At 72.0% G+C, this 13,328-nt stretch carries 15 protein-coding genes, 1 pseudogene and 1 riboswitch; of the genes and pseudogenes, 10 read left to right on the top strand and 6 right to left on the bottom strand.

The window, feature by feature from the left end; translation table 11 throughout:
- Nucleotides 1-75: 75 nt before the first annotated feature.
- The gene (gene rsgA / locus ACZ6YG_RS02750; RefSeq protein WP_466017033.1) at nucleotides 76-1,173 is read right to left on the bottom strand and encodes a ribosome small subunit-dependent GTPase A; all 1,098 of its coding nucleotides are present in this window, start codon (nucleotides 1,171-1,173) and stop codon (nucleotides 76-78) included.
- A 285-nt stretch (nucleotides 1,174-1,458) separates the two neighbouring features.
- Between rsgA and ACZ6YG_RS02745 the strand changes: the two genes are divergently transcribed.
- The gene (locus ACZ6YG_RS02745) at nucleotides 1,459-2,007 is read left to right on the top strand and encodes a sigma-70 family RNA polymerase sigma factor (protein WP_246639158.1); all 549 of its coding nucleotides are present in this window, start codon (nucleotides 1,459-1,461) and stop codon (nucleotides 2,005-2,007) included.
- A complete protein-coding gene (locus tag ACZ6YG_RS02740) occupies nucleotides 2,004-2,708 on the top strand; it encodes an anti-sigma factor family protein (protein WP_466017032.1) in 705 nt (234 codons plus the stop codon). The genes ACZ6YG_RS02745 and ACZ6YG_RS02740 overlap by 4 nt, the downstream gene beginning before the upstream one ends.
- 408 nt (nucleotides 2,709-3,116) lie before the next feature.
- On the opposite strand, the gene glyA is transcribed toward ACZ6YG_RS02740, so the two are convergent.
- The 4 genes from glyA to ACZ6YG_RS02720 form a co-directional block, all read right to left on the bottom strand.
- Nucleotides 3,117-4,367: a serine hydroxymethyltransferase gene (gene glyA, locus ACZ6YG_RS02735; protein ID WP_219543215.1), complete on the bottom strand. Its 1,251-nt coding sequence runs from the start codon at nucleotides 4,365-4,367 to the stop codon at nucleotides 3,117-3,119.
- A gap of 26 nt (nucleotides 4,368-4,393) precedes the next feature.
- Nucleotides 4,394-4,477, bottom strand: a riboswitch (ZMP/ZTP riboswitch).
- A 71-nt stretch (nucleotides 4,478-4,548) separates the two neighbouring features.
- Nucleotides 4,549-5,481, bottom strand: coding sequence for a YihY/virulence factor BrkB family protein (locus ACZ6YG_RS02730; protein WP_261808414.1), 933 nt, complete (start codon nucleotides 5,479-5,481; stop codon nucleotides 4,549-4,551).
- A gap of 61 nt (nucleotides 5,482-5,542) precedes the next feature.
- Entirely contained in the window at nucleotides 5,543-5,917 is a 375-nt protein-coding gene (locus ACZ6YG_RS02725; protein WP_148030416.1) for a YccF domain-containing protein, read from the bottom strand.
- A 26-nt stretch (nucleotides 5,918-5,943) separates the two neighbouring features.
- On the bottom strand, nucleotides 5,944-6,714 hold the full coding sequence (locus tag ACZ6YG_RS02720) for a TIGR03084 family metal-binding protein (protein ID WP_148034412.1): 771 nt from the start codon (nucleotides 6,712-6,714) through the stop codon (nucleotides 5,944-5,946).
- Nucleotides 6,715-6,756: 42 nt separating this feature from the next.
- Between ACZ6YG_RS02720 and ACZ6YG_RS02715 the strand changes: the two genes are divergently transcribed.
- The 7 genes and pseudogenes from ACZ6YG_RS02715 (at nucleotide 6,757) to ACZ6YG_RS02685 (ending at nucleotide 10,768) form a co-directional block, all read left to right on the top strand.
- Complete coding sequence (locus ACZ6YG_RS02715) at nucleotides 6,757-6,882, top strand: hypothetical protein (RefSeq protein WP_261808413.1); 126 nt, start codon at nucleotides 6,757-6,759, stop codon at nucleotides 6,880-6,882.
- 61 nt (nucleotides 6,883-6,943) lie between these two features.
- Nucleotides 6,944-7,027, top strand: a complete 84-nt coding sequence (locus tag ACZ6YG_RS02710) for a putative leader peptide (RefSeq protein WP_354532976.1) — start codon at nucleotides 6,944-6,946, stop codon at nucleotides 7,025-7,027.
- A 108-nt stretch (nucleotides 7,028-7,135) separates the two neighbouring features.
- The gene (locus ACZ6YG_RS02705) at nucleotides 7,136-8,809 is read left to right on the top strand and encodes a nitrite/sulfite reductase (RefSeq protein WP_148030415.1); all 1,674 of its coding nucleotides are present in this window, start codon (nucleotides 7,136-7,138) and stop codon (nucleotides 8,807-8,809) included.
- The gene (locus ACZ6YG_RS02700; protein ID WP_148030414.1) at nucleotides 8,806-8,949 is read left to right on the top strand and encodes an Insertion element protein; all 144 of its coding nucleotides are present in this window, start codon (nucleotides 8,806-8,808) and stop codon (nucleotides 8,947-8,949) included. Before ACZ6YG_RS02705 ends, ACZ6YG_RS02700 begins: the two co-directional genes overlap by 4 nt.
- On the top strand, nucleotides 8,946-9,674 hold the full coding sequence (locus ACZ6YG_RS02695) for a phosphoadenylyl-sulfate reductase (RefSeq protein WP_364229898.1): 729 nt from the start codon (nucleotides 8,946-8,948) through the stop codon (nucleotides 9,672-9,674). Before ACZ6YG_RS02700 ends, ACZ6YG_RS02695 begins: the two co-directional genes overlap by 4 nt.
- Nucleotides 9,656-10,177: pseudogene (locus ACZ6YG_RS02690) on the top strand (sirohydrochlorin chelatase); the annotation flags it as partial. The gene ACZ6YG_RS02695 and the pseudogene ACZ6YG_RS02690, both read left to right, overlap by 19 nt.
- 249 nt (nucleotides 10,178-10,426) lie before the next feature.
- Nucleotides 10,427-10,768 (top strand): CbiX/SirB N-terminal domain-containing protein, encoded by a 342-nt coding sequence (locus ACZ6YG_RS02685; RefSeq protein ID WP_466017170.1) that lies wholly within the window; start codon nucleotides 10,427-10,429, stop codon nucleotides 10,766-10,768.
- A 387-nt stretch (nucleotides 10,769-11,155) separates the two neighbouring features.
- Here the strand turns inward: ACZ6YG_RS02685 and ACZ6YG_RS02680 are convergent, their stop codons facing one another.
- On the bottom strand, nucleotides 11,156-11,815 hold the full coding sequence (locus ACZ6YG_RS02680) for a DUF1707 SHOCT-like domain-containing protein (protein ID WP_466017031.1): 660 nt from the start codon (nucleotides 11,813-11,815) through the stop codon (nucleotides 11,156-11,158).
- A 150-nt stretch (nucleotides 11,816-11,965) separates the two neighbouring features.
- Here ACZ6YG_RS02680 and ACZ6YG_RS02675 point away from each other — a divergent pair, with 150 nt between their 5' ends.
- Nucleotides 11,966-13,312 (top strand): ankyrin repeat domain-containing protein, encoded by a 1,347-nt coding sequence (locus tag ACZ6YG_RS02675; protein WP_466017030.1) that lies wholly within the window; start codon nucleotides 11,966-11,968, stop codon nucleotides 13,310-13,312.
- Nucleotides 13,313-13,328 lie beyond the last annotated feature (16 nt).

Genomic DNA, 13,328 nt, shown 5'->3' with positions numbered 1-13,328 from the left:
GAAACCCGTACCCACGCCGCCGACGGGCAGGCCCGCCGGGGAGGGGCCCGTGCGGGCCCGCTCCCCGGGAGGGCGTCACGGCCGGTTGCGGCCCGAGCGGCGCATCTCCTTGTGGATGGACTTCCACTTGCTCTGCAGGTCCTTGCGCAGCCTGGCGTCCGTCCGGGAGGCCATCCACGCCGCCTCCCGCTGGAGCTTGCGCCAGCTCTCCAGCCGCCGCTCCGGCAGCTCGCCGTTCTCCAGCGCCGCCAGCACCGCGCACCCGGGCTCGGTCTCGTGGCCGCAGTCGTGGAAGCGGCACTCCGCCGCCAGCGCCTCCAGGTCGGAGAAGACCCGCTCCACGCCCTCGTTCATGTCATACAGGCCGACCCGCCTGATGCCAGGCGTGTCGATGACGAGCCCGCCCCCGGGCAGCGGGATGAGCTCCCGGTGGACGGTGGTGTGCCGGCCGCGCCCGTCGGCGGCGCGCACCCGCTGGGTCTCCATCACCTCGCCGCCCGCGAGCGCGTTGACGAGGGTGGACTTGCCGGCCCCCGAGGGGCCGAGCACGACGGCGGTACGGGACCCGTCCAGATAGTCGCGGACGAGCTCGACCCCCTCGCCGCGGATGGAGGAGACCGCGTGCACGTCGACGCCGGGCGCGGCCTGCCGCACGTCGTCGAGCAGATCGCCCAGGCCGGGCCCGAACAGGTCGGACTTGGTGACGAGCACCACCGGAGTGCCGCCGGACTCCCAGGCGAGCGCCGTCAGGCGCTCGATGCGGCCCAGGTCGGCCAGGTCGGTGGCGTGCATGGACGGTTCGGCGACGAACACGATGTCGACGTTGGCCGCGAGCACCTGGCCCTGGCCGTCGCCGGACAGCCCGCCGCGGGAGTCGCGGCTGACGCCGCCGCGGACGAACGCGGTCGTCCTGGGCAGGAGCTCGGCGAGCTCGTAGTCACCCGCGGGCAGCGGCTTGAGCGCGGCCCAGTCGCCCACGCAGGGCAGCGCGACCGGGTCGGCGGCGGACGCCCTGCGGACGCGGGCGCCGTAGCGGGCGTGATGCCGGCCGGCGCTCGTGACGACCTCGGCCGCGCCGCGGTCGACGCGGGAGACGCGGCCGGGCACGGTGTCGGAGGGCAGCTCGGCGGCGCGGGAATCGGTCCAGCCGAGCAGAGAAAGATCGTAAGACAACGGAATTGCACCCTTGAGGTTGAGAAGGAACCCGGGTGGTCTCAGGCGAGCACCCGGAGGGGGACTGACGGCAGGCAGAACAGGACGACCCGCATAGTCCTCACCTCCTCGATCCGTTGCCGGTGACTCTACGCACCGGCCGCGCGGGACCGCAACGGGTTTTCGGCCACCCCGCGGTTGAACCGTCGGGGCGCCGTGGTCCGTACCACCTGCCGACGGACTCGAGAAAGGGGAATGATGCGACTGAGCACGTATCCCCCACCCTCGGCCGAGGGAGCAGCCCCCATGGGCAAGCCGCGGTTACGGCAGTGGTTGAGGCGCGTACGGCCGGACCCGGAGATGGTCGTGTCGGCTCTCTACCGGCAGTACCACCGGCCGTTGCTGGCCTTCGTCGTGCGGCTGACCGCGGGTGACCGGCAGTGGGCCGAGGACGTCGTACAGGAGACCATGATCCGCGCCTGGCGCAGCGCCGAGCAGCTCGATCCCGACGCGGCCTCGCTGATGCCCTGGCTGGCGACCGTCGCCCGACGTATCGTGATCGATGACCGGCGGCGAAGGGACGCCCGCCCCCAGGAGCAGGGCGACGGCCCGCTGGAGCACATGCCCGTGCCGGATGAGATGGAGCAGCTGCTGCACCAGGTGGTCGTGTCCGAAGCGCTCAAGGCCCTGTCGCCCGCGCATCGCGAGATCCTCAACGAGACGATCCTGCGCGATCGTTCCGTCAACGACGCCGCGCGGGCGCTCGGCATCCCCGTGGGCACCGTCAAGTCCCGGGTCTACTACGCGGTGCGCGCGCTGCGCGTGGCACTGGAGGAGAGGGGGGTGACGGCGTGACCTCGCGAGTGGAGCACACCGACGTGGGCGCCTACGCCCTGGGCCTGCTGGACGACGACGACCGGATGGCGTTCGAGACGCACCTCCTCGGCTGCCGTGCCTGCGCCGCCGAGCTGTCCGACCTGGCGGGGGTGGCCCAGGCGCTGCACGGGCTGGGGCCGGTGACCGACGACCCCCCTGAGGAGGAGCCGGCCGAGGTGATCGACCTGCTGCACCGCAAGCAGGCCGCCGACCGGCGCTCGCGCAGGGGGACGTTCCTCGTCGGGATCGCGGCGGGCATCTCGCTGGTGGCGGGCGGGCTGGTGCTCGGCGCCCAGATCGGCGCGCGGAACGCCCCGCCGGCCGCCCACACCCAGCTCGGCCCCGCCGAGCAGTTCTACGCGATGGGCACGCCGGTGCCGGGCACCGGCAGGGACGGCGTGACAGGCGGGCTGGTGCTGGAGTCCAAGGGCTGGGGCACCCACGCGGCGCTCAAGCTGTCGGGGGTGAAGGGGCCGCTGGAGTGCGAGCTGGTGGCCGTCGGCACGAGCGGCGACCGCCGGGTCATGATGGGCTGGTCGGTGCCGCCGGCCGGTTACGGCACCGAGGCCAACCCGGAGCCGCTCTACATGCACGGCGCGGCCGCGCTGACCGTCGACAAGATCGACCGGTTTGAGGTCATCACCGCGACCGGCCGCAACCTGCTCACCGTCGACGTCTGACGCTTCCGCCACGAGCCCTCTCACCTGCGGTGGGAGGGCTTTTCGACGGTACGGGAAAATTTTTCGCGAATTGTTGAACCCGGGGCGATCCGGGGGCCGTACTGCCTGTCAGAACAGGGATTCCCTCCAAGGAAGTGACCGGCATGTCAGGGGACATGCCGGTCACCCCGAGTTCGCACCGGCCCGCCGGGACGTTCGGGAACCGTCCGGACGGGTCCGCCGGCCAGTGGCGGTCTTCCCCCTCACCGCCACCCGGCCGTCGCCCCGGGGCCGTCCGGCCCGCCCCGGCCGCGACGACGCCCCGCCGCACCACGGGAGCCCGTGCGGCGGGGCGTCCCCTGCCGGAGGCGTTCCGGCCGGCCGTAAAGCGTGCTCTTTCAGAACACCGTGGCGGGAACTCCGTGAGGGTTACAGGCCGGGGGCCGGGAACTGGGCGGTGAGCTCGCTGACCTCGCGGTGGACGCGGGTGATGACGTCCTCGGCGTCGCCCTTGGCCAGGGCGGTGACGACCTCGTCCATCCACGCGCCGATCTGCCGCATCTCCGCCTCCTTCATCCCGCGCGAGGTGACGGAGGGGGTGCCGATGCGGATGCCCGACGGGTCGAACGGCTTGCGGGTGTCGAACGGCACCGCGTTGTAGTTGGTCTCCAGGCCCGCCCGGTCGAGCGCCTGGGCGGCCGGCTTGCCGCCGATGCCCTTGGGGGTGAGGTCGAGCAGGATCAGGTGGTTGTCGGTGCCGCCGGAGACCAGGTCGAAGCCGCGCGAGGCGAGCTCTTCGGCCAGGGCCTTGGCGTTGGCGACGACCTGGTGGGCGTAGGCCTTGAAGTCGTCGGTCGCGGCCTCGCGCAGCGCGACGGCGATGGCGGCGGTGGTGTGGTTGTGCGGGCCGCCCTGCAGGCCGGGGAAGACGGCCTTGTTGAGCGCGGTGGCGTGCTCGTCGGTCGTCGCCATGAGCATGGCGCCGCGCGGGCCGCGCAGCGTCTTGTGGGTGGTGGTGGAGATGACGTCGGCGTGGCCGACCGGCGACGGGTGGGCGCCGCCGGCGACGAGGCCGGCGATGTGCGCGATGTCGGCGGCCAGGACGGCGCCGACCTCACGGGCTATGGCGGCGAAGCCCTCGAAGTCGATGGTGCGCGGGATGGCGGTGCCGCCGCAGAAGATCAGCTTGGGCCGGTGTTCGAGGGCGAGCTCGCGCACCTGGTCGAGGTCGATGCGGCCGGTGTCCTGGCGGACGCCGTAGCGGACCGGGTTGAACCACTTGCCGGTGGCGGAGACGGACCAGCCGTGGGTGAGGTGGCCGCCGAACGGCAGGCCCATGCCCATCACGGTGTCGCCCGGCTGCAGGAACGCCATGTAGATGGCGAGGTTGGCGGGAGAACCCGAGTAGGGCTGGACGTTGGCGTGGTTGACGCCGAACAGCGCCTTGGCCCGCTCGACGGCGACGGTCTCGACCTGGTCGATGACCTGCTGGCCCTCGTAGTAGCGCTTGCCGACGTAGCCCTCGGAGTATTTGTTGGTCAGGACGGTGCCGGTGGCTTCGAGCACGGCCTTGGAGACGTAGTTCTCCGAGGCGATGAGCTTGACCGTGTCGGCCTGGCGCCGCTCCTCCGCCTTGATCAGCTCGGCGATCTCAGGGTCGACGCTAGCGAGAGAACCCATGACTCTCCTGTCATATTGACGTGTCTTGCGAAGACCCAGGCGCCCGGCCTCCGCTCCTTCCCGCTCCCCGGTGGTCGTTCCCACCTGATGCGCCAGTCGCGACGTCATTGACGATATCGGATGCCGGGAAGCTCACTCCGCCGTGATCTGGGCCTTCTCCGCGGTCATCGGGGGCCCGATCTCATTTCGCGCGGCCGTCGCCGGGCCAGAGCCGGTCGACCTCGGCGTTGAGTATCGCCCCGATGAGCACGGCCAGGGCCGTGATGTAGAGCCACAGCAGCAGGGCTATGGGCGCCGCGAGCGACCCGTACACGGACACGGGCGAGAACCAGGCGGCGAGCACCGCGCGCAGCACCGCGGCGCACACGATCCACAGGAACAGCGCCAGGATGGCCCCGGGCAGCTCGCGGAACCAGCGGGTGCGCACGGGCACGCTGACATGGTAGAGCACGCACAGGAACAGCACGGAACCGACGACCACCACGGGCCAGTAGAGCAGGTCGACGGCGGCGGCGTAGTCGGCGGGCAGCGCCCCTTTGAGCAGCGTCGGGCCGATGACCAGGATGGGCATCACGACGATGCCGACGACCAGGCCGATCACGTACAGGCCGAAGGACATCAGCCGGGTGCGGATGATGCCGCGCTCCTCCCCCAGCCCGTAGGAGACGGAGATGAGATCGACGTAGACGTACAGCGCACGCGAACCGGACCAGAGCGACAGCAGGAAGCCCAGCGAGATGATCGACACCTTGCTGGCGTCGTCCCTGAGCACGTCGGCGAGCAGCGGGCGGACCACGGTGTCGATCGTGTCGGCGGTGAACAGCAAGCCGGCCTGATGGATGACCCACGCCTCTATGTCGACCACGGCCTGCTTGCCGATCCAGCCGCCGAGCTTGGCCAGCACGCCGATCAGGCCGAGCACGAACGGCGGCAGCGACAGCAGGGCGAAGAACGCCGCCTCGCCCGCCAGGCCGGTGACGCGGTAGTTGACCCCGGCGTTCGTGGTGGCGCGCACGGTCGCCCACGACCTCGTGTCGCGCACCCAGCTCAGCCTGGCCCGGGCGGCCGAGGCGGCGGGCCTCTTGGACCCGCTTGGCGCTTCCGTGGACGTCATGGCACCCAACGCTCTGTCGCAGTGACTCTCCGGCTCAGCTTACGTCCCAGCTTGTCCTGCCCTAGTCGTTGTCCTCGATGCGCGCTCCCAGCGGCAGCAGCGAGACGGGGATCATCTTGATGTTGGCGATGCCCATCGGGATGCCGATGATCGAGATGAACAGCGGGATCGACGTGAGCACGTGCCCGATGGCCAGCCAGATGCCGGCCACGACGCACCAGATGATGTTGCCGATGAGCGAGAAGACGCCGGCCTCGGGGTCGCGCACCACGGTCCGGCCGAACGGCCACAGGGCGTAGGCCGCGATGCGGAACGAGGCGATGCCGAACGGGATCGTGATGATCAGGATGCAGCAGATGATCCCGGCGACGGCGTATCCGATGGCGAGCCAGATCCCGGCGAAGACGAGCCAGATGACGTTCAGGAGCGTGCGCATGCTTCCAGCATGTCACCGGGCGCCCGTCAGCGTGATCCCGGCGGGCGTCCCCGCCCCGGCGGGCCCGCGTACGCCTGCGCGATCGGCATCCACGCGGCCGCCGGCTCGCCGGTGACCTCCAGGGCGGTGTCGGAGAGGTGGGCGCGCTGGGTGACGGCGAGGCAGAAGTCGAGCATCGGCCCGCGCACCACGCCCGCGGCGCCCTCCGGGCCCGCCGTCCACAGCTCTCCGCCGGGCGTCGTCAGCTCCACCCGCACCGGCTCGGCCGGCACGGGCAGGCCGCGTACGGCGAACGAGTAGGGCAGGGCCATGACCCCGATGCGGGCCACGTGGCGGAGCCTGTCGGTGGGCTCGCGGGTGCGGCCGAGGGCGTCGGCGACGTCCTGGCCGTGCGCCCACGTCTCCATCAGGCGGGCGGTGGCGAACGACGCCGCCGACATGTCGACTCCGTACCAGGGCAGCCGGTGCTTGGGCGGCAGCGGGGCGAGCGCCTCGACGAGCCGGGCGCGCGAGGAGGCGAACCAGGCGCGCAGCTCGCCGGCGGGCATCTCGCGCGATCGCGCGGCCAGGTCGTCGGGGGTGGTCGTGGCCGCGGCGGCGAGCAGGCCGCGGAAGGCGTCCGGATCGGTGATCGCGGTGCGGGCGGCGTCGTCGAACCAGGCCAGATGGCTCACCTGGTCGCGCACCGCCCATCCGGCGGCGGGCGTGGGCAGCTCCCAGTCGCCGGGACGCAGCGGCTCCAGGAGCGTTTCGAGTGAGGCGGTTTCGGCGCGGAGGTCGTCGAGCAGCTCGGCCATGAGATCCACGACGCCAGCCTAGCCCGGGGCGATAATGCTGTCGTGATCTGCGACAGCTGCAAGGACAGACGCCACGACGACTGCCGGGGCGGCTCGTGGTGCGACTGCCAGCATCTGCCCGCCGAAGAGGCCCAGGAGTCGGAGCTCGACTGGCCGCGTCAGGGATGATCGAGTCCAGACTCTGGACCCGGTATTGGACATCTCGGACGGCCAGAGTATCTTCATAAGCATGCCAGCGGACCCCATGCTTGTCGGCCGACGCCACGTCGACCTTCTGCGTGTCCGCAGTGCCATCTGTTGCGACGCCCGGTAACCACTCGTTTCCCACCGCTGAGCGCGTCGCACTCCTTCTTCCCCTGCACTCGATGACGAGGCAGGAGGACATCCGCGTGCGCGCGCCCATGATCTCTAAGGACGCGCAATGAGCACCCCTGCCAGCCGGCATCACAAGCGCCCGCGCGGCGAAGGTCAGTGGGCTCTCGGTTACCGGGAGCCGCTGAACAAGAACGAAGAGCTGAAGAAGAACGACGACGGGCTGAACGTCCGCCAGCGGATCATCGACGTCTACTCCAAGCGGGGCTTCGACTCGATCGACCCCGCCGACCTGCGCGGGCGCATGCGCTGGTACGGCATCTACACCCAGCGCAGGCCCGGGATCGACGGCGGCAAGACCGCGATCCTGGAGCCGGAGGAGCTCGACGACCGCTACTTCATGATGCGCATCCGCATCGACGGCGGCCAGCTCGACCTGCGCCAGCTCCGGGTGATCGCCGACCTCTCCAACGAGTACGGGCGCGGCACCGCCGACGTGACCGACCGGCAGAACATCCAGCTCCACTGGATCGAGATCGAGTCGGTGCCGGACATCTGGCAGCGGCTGGAGGCCGTGGGCCTGTCGACCACGGAGGCCTGCGGCGACACCCCGCGCACGATCCTGGGCTGCCCGCTGGCCGGGATCGAGGAGGACGAGGTGCTCGACGCCACCGAGCAGATCCGCGAGATCCACGAGCGCTACATCGGCGACCCCGCCTACTCCAACCTGCCGCGCAAGTTCAAGACGGCGCTGAGCGGCTGCCCCTCCCACTGCACGGTGCACGAGATCAACGACGTGGCGTTCGTCGGCGTGGTCAACGAGCGGGGCGAGAAGGGCTACGACCTGTGGGTCGGCGGCGGCCTGTCGACCAACCCGATGCTGGGCAAGCGCCTGGGCGTGTTCGTGGCGCCGGAGCAGGCGGGCGACGTGTTCGGCGGCGTCATCGGCATCTTCCGCGACTACGGCTACCGGCGGCTGCGCCACCGGGCCCGGCTGAAGTTCCTGATGAACGACTGGGGGCCGGAGAAGTTCCGCGAGGTGCTGGAGACCGAGTACCTCAAGGAGCCGCTGCCCGACGGGCCCGCGCCCGAGCAGCCGCGCGCCAACCGCCGCGACCACGTGGGCGTCTTCCGCCAGAAGGACGGCCTGTTCTACGTCGGGTTCGCGCCCAGGGTCGGCCGGCTCAGCGGCGACCAGCTCCACCTGATCGCCGACATCGCCGAGCGTCACGGCTCCGGCCGGGTGCGCACCACGGTCGAGCAGAAGATGGTCATCCTCGACGTCGCCCCCGAGCGGGTCGACTCGCTGGTGGCCGATCTGGAGGCCAACGACCTGCGGGTGAAGCCGTCCACGTTCCGCCGCCAGACGATGGCCTGCACCGGCATCGAGTTCTGCAAGCTGGCCATCGTCGACACCAAGAACACCGCCGACCACCTGATCGACGAGCTGGAGCGGCGCCTGCCGGAGTTCACCGAGCCGCTCACCATCAACGTCAACGGCTGCCCCAACTCCTGCGCCCGCATCCAGACGGCCGACATCGGGCTCAAGGGCCAGCTCGTCCTGGACGAGAACGGCAAGCAGGTCGAGGGCTTCCAGATCCACCTGGGCGGCTCGCTGGGCGTCAACTCCGGCTTCGGCCGCAAGGTGCGCGGGCTCAAGACCACCGCGGCGGCGCTGCCCGACTACGTGGAGCGGGTCGCGCGCCACTTCGACGAGCAGAAGAAGGAAGGCGAGACCTTCGCCGACTGGGTGCAGCGCGCCGACGAGGCCGATCTCAAATGAGCGGCCGCGCGGTCCCGTTCCACTGCCCGTACTGCGGCGACGAGGATCTGGAGCCCTACCAGGATGACGGGGGCTGGTACTGCCGCTCCTGCGCTCGTGCGTTCAAGCTGAAGTTTCTCGGAATCGGGGTCAACATATGACGCTCGCCGACATCGAAATCGATCTGCGGCAGCAGCGCGGCGTCCTCGACCTGCAGGACATCGTCGAGTCCGCCGCGGTCTTCCTGGAGGACGCCTCCGCCCGCGAGGTCATCCGCTGGGCGGCGGCCACGTTCGGGGACCGGCTGTGCCTGACCTCGTCCATGAGCGACGCGCTGCTGATCGACCTGGTGAGCCGGGTGAAGCCGGGGGTGGACGTGCTGTTCGTCGACACCGGCTACCACTTCGCCGAGACGGTCGGCACCCGCGACGCCGTGGAGCAGGTCTACGACGTCAACGTGATCAATGTGAAGCCGTCGCGCACGGTCGAGGAGCAGGATCGCGACCTCGGCCCGCGGCTGTTCGGCCGCAACCCCGACCTGTGCTGCTTCCTGCGCAAGGTGGAGCCGCTCAACCGGGCGCTGGAGCCGTACCTCGCGTGGATCAGCGGCATCCGCCGCGACGAGTCCCCCTCGCGCACCGGCACGAAGGTCGTGGAGTGGGACGCCAAGCGGCAGATGGTGAAGATCAACCCGATCGCCTCCTGGACCCAGGAGGACGTCGACAACTACATCTCCGACAACGGGGTGCTGATCAACCCGTTGCACTACGACGACTACCCCTCCATCGGGTGCGCGCCGTGCACCCGGCAGGTCCTGGAGGGAGAGGATCCGCGCAGCGGCCGCTGGGCGGGGCTGGGGAAGGTCGAATGCGGCATTCACCTGTGACCCCCGGCCGGCCGGTTCCGTTGGCAGACGGGGCCGGCCCGAGCGTCCCACTGGTGGCGGTCGCGCACGGTTCGCGAGATCCCCGTGCCGCCGCCACCGTGGAGGCGCTGCTCGAAGAGGTGCGGCGGCTGCGCCCCTGGCTTCCGGTGCGCTCCGCCTACCTCGACCACGCCACTCCCACCCTCGGGCAGGCGCTGCACGGCCTGACCGACGCGGTGGTGCTGCCGCTGCTGCTGACCGAGGCCTACCACAGCCGGGTCGACCTGCCCGCGGCGCTGCGTGAGGCGCGCGCCCGCGAGCCTCGGCTGAGCGTCCGCTACGGCACGACCCTGGGTCCGCACCCGCTGCTGACGGCCGCCCTTGAGCGGCGCCTGGAGGAGGCGGGCGTGCCCGCCGGCGACCCGGACACCGCGGTCGTCCTGGTGTCGGCGGGCTCCAGCGACGCGCGCGCCAACGAGGTGATCGCCCGGCTCGCCCGCGCCTGGCGCCGCCCCGCCGCCGCGCCGTCCTTCGCGGCCCGCTCCTTCGCCGCCCGCCCCGGCACCACCCCCTGCGCGGCCGGGTCTCCCGAGGGGGTATGGGAGCCCGCGCAGTCTCGTGCTACAAGCTCGGGTGCCACGCGATCCCGCACCGCGGGCTCAGGTGCCGCGCAGTCCCACGCCGCGGGTTCGGGTGCCGCGCGATCCCACGCCGCGGGCTCGGAAGCCGCGCAGTCCCACGCCGCGGGTTCGGGCGCGGCATGGGCGGAGGTTGTGCCGTCCCACGCCGGGCGGTTCGACGGCGGCTCTGTATGGGCCGCCACGGGGGCGGGGTGCGGGTGGTGGGCCGTGGAGGCCGCCTACGCGTCGGCGGCGGCGCCGACGCCCGCTGAGGCCGTCGCCAGGCTCAAGGAGGCGGGTGCGCCTCGGGTGGCGGTCGCGCCCTATCTGCTGGCGCCGGGCTACTTCGCCGACAAGGTGCGCCACACCACCCTGGAGGCGGGCGCCGACGTGGTCGCCGACGTGCTCGGGCCCGCACCCGAGCTGGCCCAGGTGCTGCTGGAACGGTACGAGTCCGCGCTGCGGTCCCCGGCAGGCGACCTCAGGACGGCCTGACCGTACGAGACGCCGATGCGCGAAGCCGTGCCCACGGACGCCGATCACTCAGGCGCGCCACCACATGCCCTACGGAACGCGCCCAGGCGCGACACCGCAGGGCCGCGGAAACGCGCCCGGGCGCGGTCAGGACCACCTGACCGTACGAGACGCCGATGTGCGAAGCCGTGCCCACGGACGCCGATCACTCAGGCGCGCCGCCGCATACCGTACGGAACGCGCCCGGGCGCGACACCGCAGGGCCATGGGAACGCGCCCGGGCGCGGTCAGGACCGCCTGACCGTACGAGACCCCGATGTGCGAAGCCGTGCCCACGGACGCCGATCACTCAGGCGCGCCACCACATGCCCTACGGAACGCGCCCGGGGCGCCGGTGCCGGGGTGGGGTCAGTAGCCGCGGCCGAGGGAGCGGTCGCCGTGGTCGTCGCCGTGGAGCTGGCGCCAGTGCTCGCGCCAGGCCGACCAGCCGCGCTTGATGGGCTTGGCCCGGGAGTCGCCGAGCACCTTCACGTCGCCCATGATCGCGTAGGCGTGGACCCGCACCATCGGCACGTTCATGCCCCGCGGCGCCTCCTGCACGTCGACCCGTTTGTCGCCCATGATGGCCATGCCGTCGAGGTCGACGTTCACCCCGTCGGGGACGATGATCTTCACGTCGCCCATGACGGAGACGGCCATGATCTCCACCACGCCGGTGCGCACCTCGGCCTCGCGCAGGTCGAGCACGACGTCGCCCATCACGGCCACCGCCCCCAGCTCCTGGTCGATGCGCCAGGTGCCGCGCCGTTTGGTGTCGCCCAGGACTCCGACGAACCAGCGCCGTTTCTTGCCCTCGCGCCGCTCCGCGGGCGGCGTGAAGGCCGCGGTGGCGGGCAGGTCCTGCGTGAGCAGGGCGAGCTCGGTCTGGGTGGTGGCGGTGTAGGCGGCCTCGGTGCGGTCGGTGAGCTCGGCAAGGGTGAGCCTGCCTTCGACGGAGGCCTCGCGAAGCAGCTCGACCACGGCCTCGCGCTCGGCGTCGGAGGCGCGTACCTCCCCGGGGTCAGTCATACTCGCAACATATCGCGTTTTGACGGTGTCGCGGTCCTCCCCAAGGAGGAAATGGGGTGAACCACTATCGACACGCACCCCGTACCAGATAGTGACACGGACCCCAGCATGGTCCCGGGGCGCGGCCGGGCCAGGCTAGGGTCCGTTGTCATGCATGAGGAACAGCTCTACCGGGCCGCGCTGGACGGCGACGAGAAGACCGTCGGCGAGCTGCTCGCCGAGGGCGCCGGCCCCGACCGGCCGTACGAGGGCGACGAGGGCGGCCTGCCGCTGTGCGCGGCCGCCGCCCGCGACCGGGTGGAGGTCGCCGGGATGCTGCTGGCCGCCGGCGCCGGCGTGGACACCAGGGAGAGCGGCGGCTGGACCGCCCTGATGTGGGCCGCCACCAACGGCGCGGCGGGCACCGCGCGGGTGCTGATCGAGGCGGGCGCCGACGTCGACGCCGCCAACGAGACGGGTGACACGCCGCTCACGCTCGCCGCCCGCCGCGGCGCGCTCGGCGTGGTCCGTGAGCTGCTCGACGCCGGCGCGGACGCCGCCAAGTACGACGGCGACGGCGACACGCCGCTGGAGATCGCCGCCGACTGGGTGGGCGTGCACCTGGAGAGCGCGCTGCTCGACCAGGTCGAGCAGGAGGGCTGGACGTACGCGGTGCACCGCCAGTGGGCGGGCGACGGCACCGGGCTGGTCACGGTCACCGCCACCTCTCCCGACGGGTCGGAGACCGAGCAGGTGGCGGCGCAGCGCGGCCATGCCGCCATCGCGACCCTGCTGGAGGCGGCGGCGGGCGAGTGGGCGCCGGTCGAGCGGCTGCTGGCGCGCGCGCTCGCGCACCGCGACCTGGACGAGGACGCCGAGACGTGGTGGGCGGCGGCCGACGCGCTGGCCGCGCGGGGCGACGAGGAGACGTACGAGGCGCTGGCGCGGCTGTGCGTGAGCGAGGACGCCAGGGAGCGCGAGTTCGGCGTGGACGCGATCGCCCAGTTCGGCGTGACCGGCGACGACAAGCCCTACCTGGAGCGGACGCTGCCGCTGCTGCGGCGGATGACGGTCACCGAGTCCGGCCCGCAGGTGCTGCGTTCGGTGCTGGCGGCGCTCGGCCACCAGGGTGACCCGCGGGCGCTGCCGCTCGTGCTCGGCCTCATCACCCGCCCCGGTCACCAGCGCACCATGACCGACGCCATCGCGCTGGCCGACGTGCTGACGCCGGACCACGCCGAAGGGGTGGCGCTGCTGGTCGAGATGACCGGCGACGACGACGGCGAGGTGCGCGACTGGGCCACGGCGGGCCTGGCCGGGCTGGACGCGGACACGCCCGGGATCCGCGACGCGCTGGCGGCCCGGCTGGACGACGAGGTGCTGCGCACGGTGGCGGAGGCGGCGCGCGGCCTGGCCAGACGGGGCGACCCGCGCGCGGCCCGCGGCGCCGAGCGGGTCCTGGCCGAGTCCGACGACCCCGAGCTGCACGAGCTGGTCGGCGACGTCCGGAACGCCTGAGCGATCCCCGGGGCCG

It is taken from the genome of Nonomuraea sp. NPDC054003, from assembly GCF_055585125.1.
The sequence above is the reverse complement of the archived record's forward strand: the minus strand, read 5'-3'. Positions and strand labels throughout refer to the sequence as shown.

Bases quoted from the DNA above. Each gene is read 5' to 3' on its own strand.
- ACZ6YG_RS02720 (WP_148034412.1), bottom strand. From the start codon at position 6,714: ATGGCCGAGCTGCTCGACGACCTCCGCGCCGAAACCGCCTCACTCGAA.
- ACZ6YG_RS02680 (WP_466017031.1), bottom strand. From the start codon at position 11,815: ATGACTGACCCCGGGGAGGTACGCGCCTCCGACGCCGAGCGCGAGGCC.
- ACZ6YG_RS02730 (WP_261808414.1), bottom strand. From the start codon at position 5,481: ATGACGTCCACGGAAGCGCCAAGCGGGTCCAAGAGGCCCGCCGCCTCG.
- ACZ6YG_RS02700 (WP_148030414.1), top strand. From the start codon at position 8,806: ATGAGCGGCCGCGCGGTCCCGTTCCACTGCCCGTACTGCGGCGACGAG.
- ACZ6YG_RS02745 (WP_246639158.1), top strand. From the start codon at position 1,459: ATGGGCAAGCCGCGGTTACGGCAGTGGTTGAGGCGCGTACGGCCGGAC.
- glyA (WP_219543215.1), bottom strand. From the start codon at position 4,367: ATGGGTTCTCTCGCTAGCGTCGACCCTGAGATCGCCGAGCTGATCAAG.
- ACZ6YG_RS02725 (WP_148030416.1), bottom strand. From the start codon at position 5,917: ATGCGCACGCTCCTGAACGTCATCTGGCTCGTCTTCGCCGGGATCTGG.
- ACZ6YG_RS02710 (WP_354532976.1), top strand. From the start codon at position 6,944: ATGCCAGCGGACCCCATGCTTGTCGGCCGACGCCACGTCGACCTTCTG.
- ACZ6YG_RS02705 (WP_148030415.1), top strand. From the start codon at position 7,136: ATGAGCACCCCTGCCAGCCGGCATCACAAGCGCCCGCGCGGCGAAGGT.
- ACZ6YG_RS02675 (WP_466017030.1), top strand. From the start codon at position 11,966: ATGCATGAGGAACAGCTCTACCGGGCCGCGCTGGACGGCGACGAGAAG.
- ACZ6YG_RS02695 (WP_364229898.1), top strand. From the start codon at position 8,946: ATGACGCTCGCCGACATCGAAATCGATCTGCGGCAGCAGCGCGGCGTC.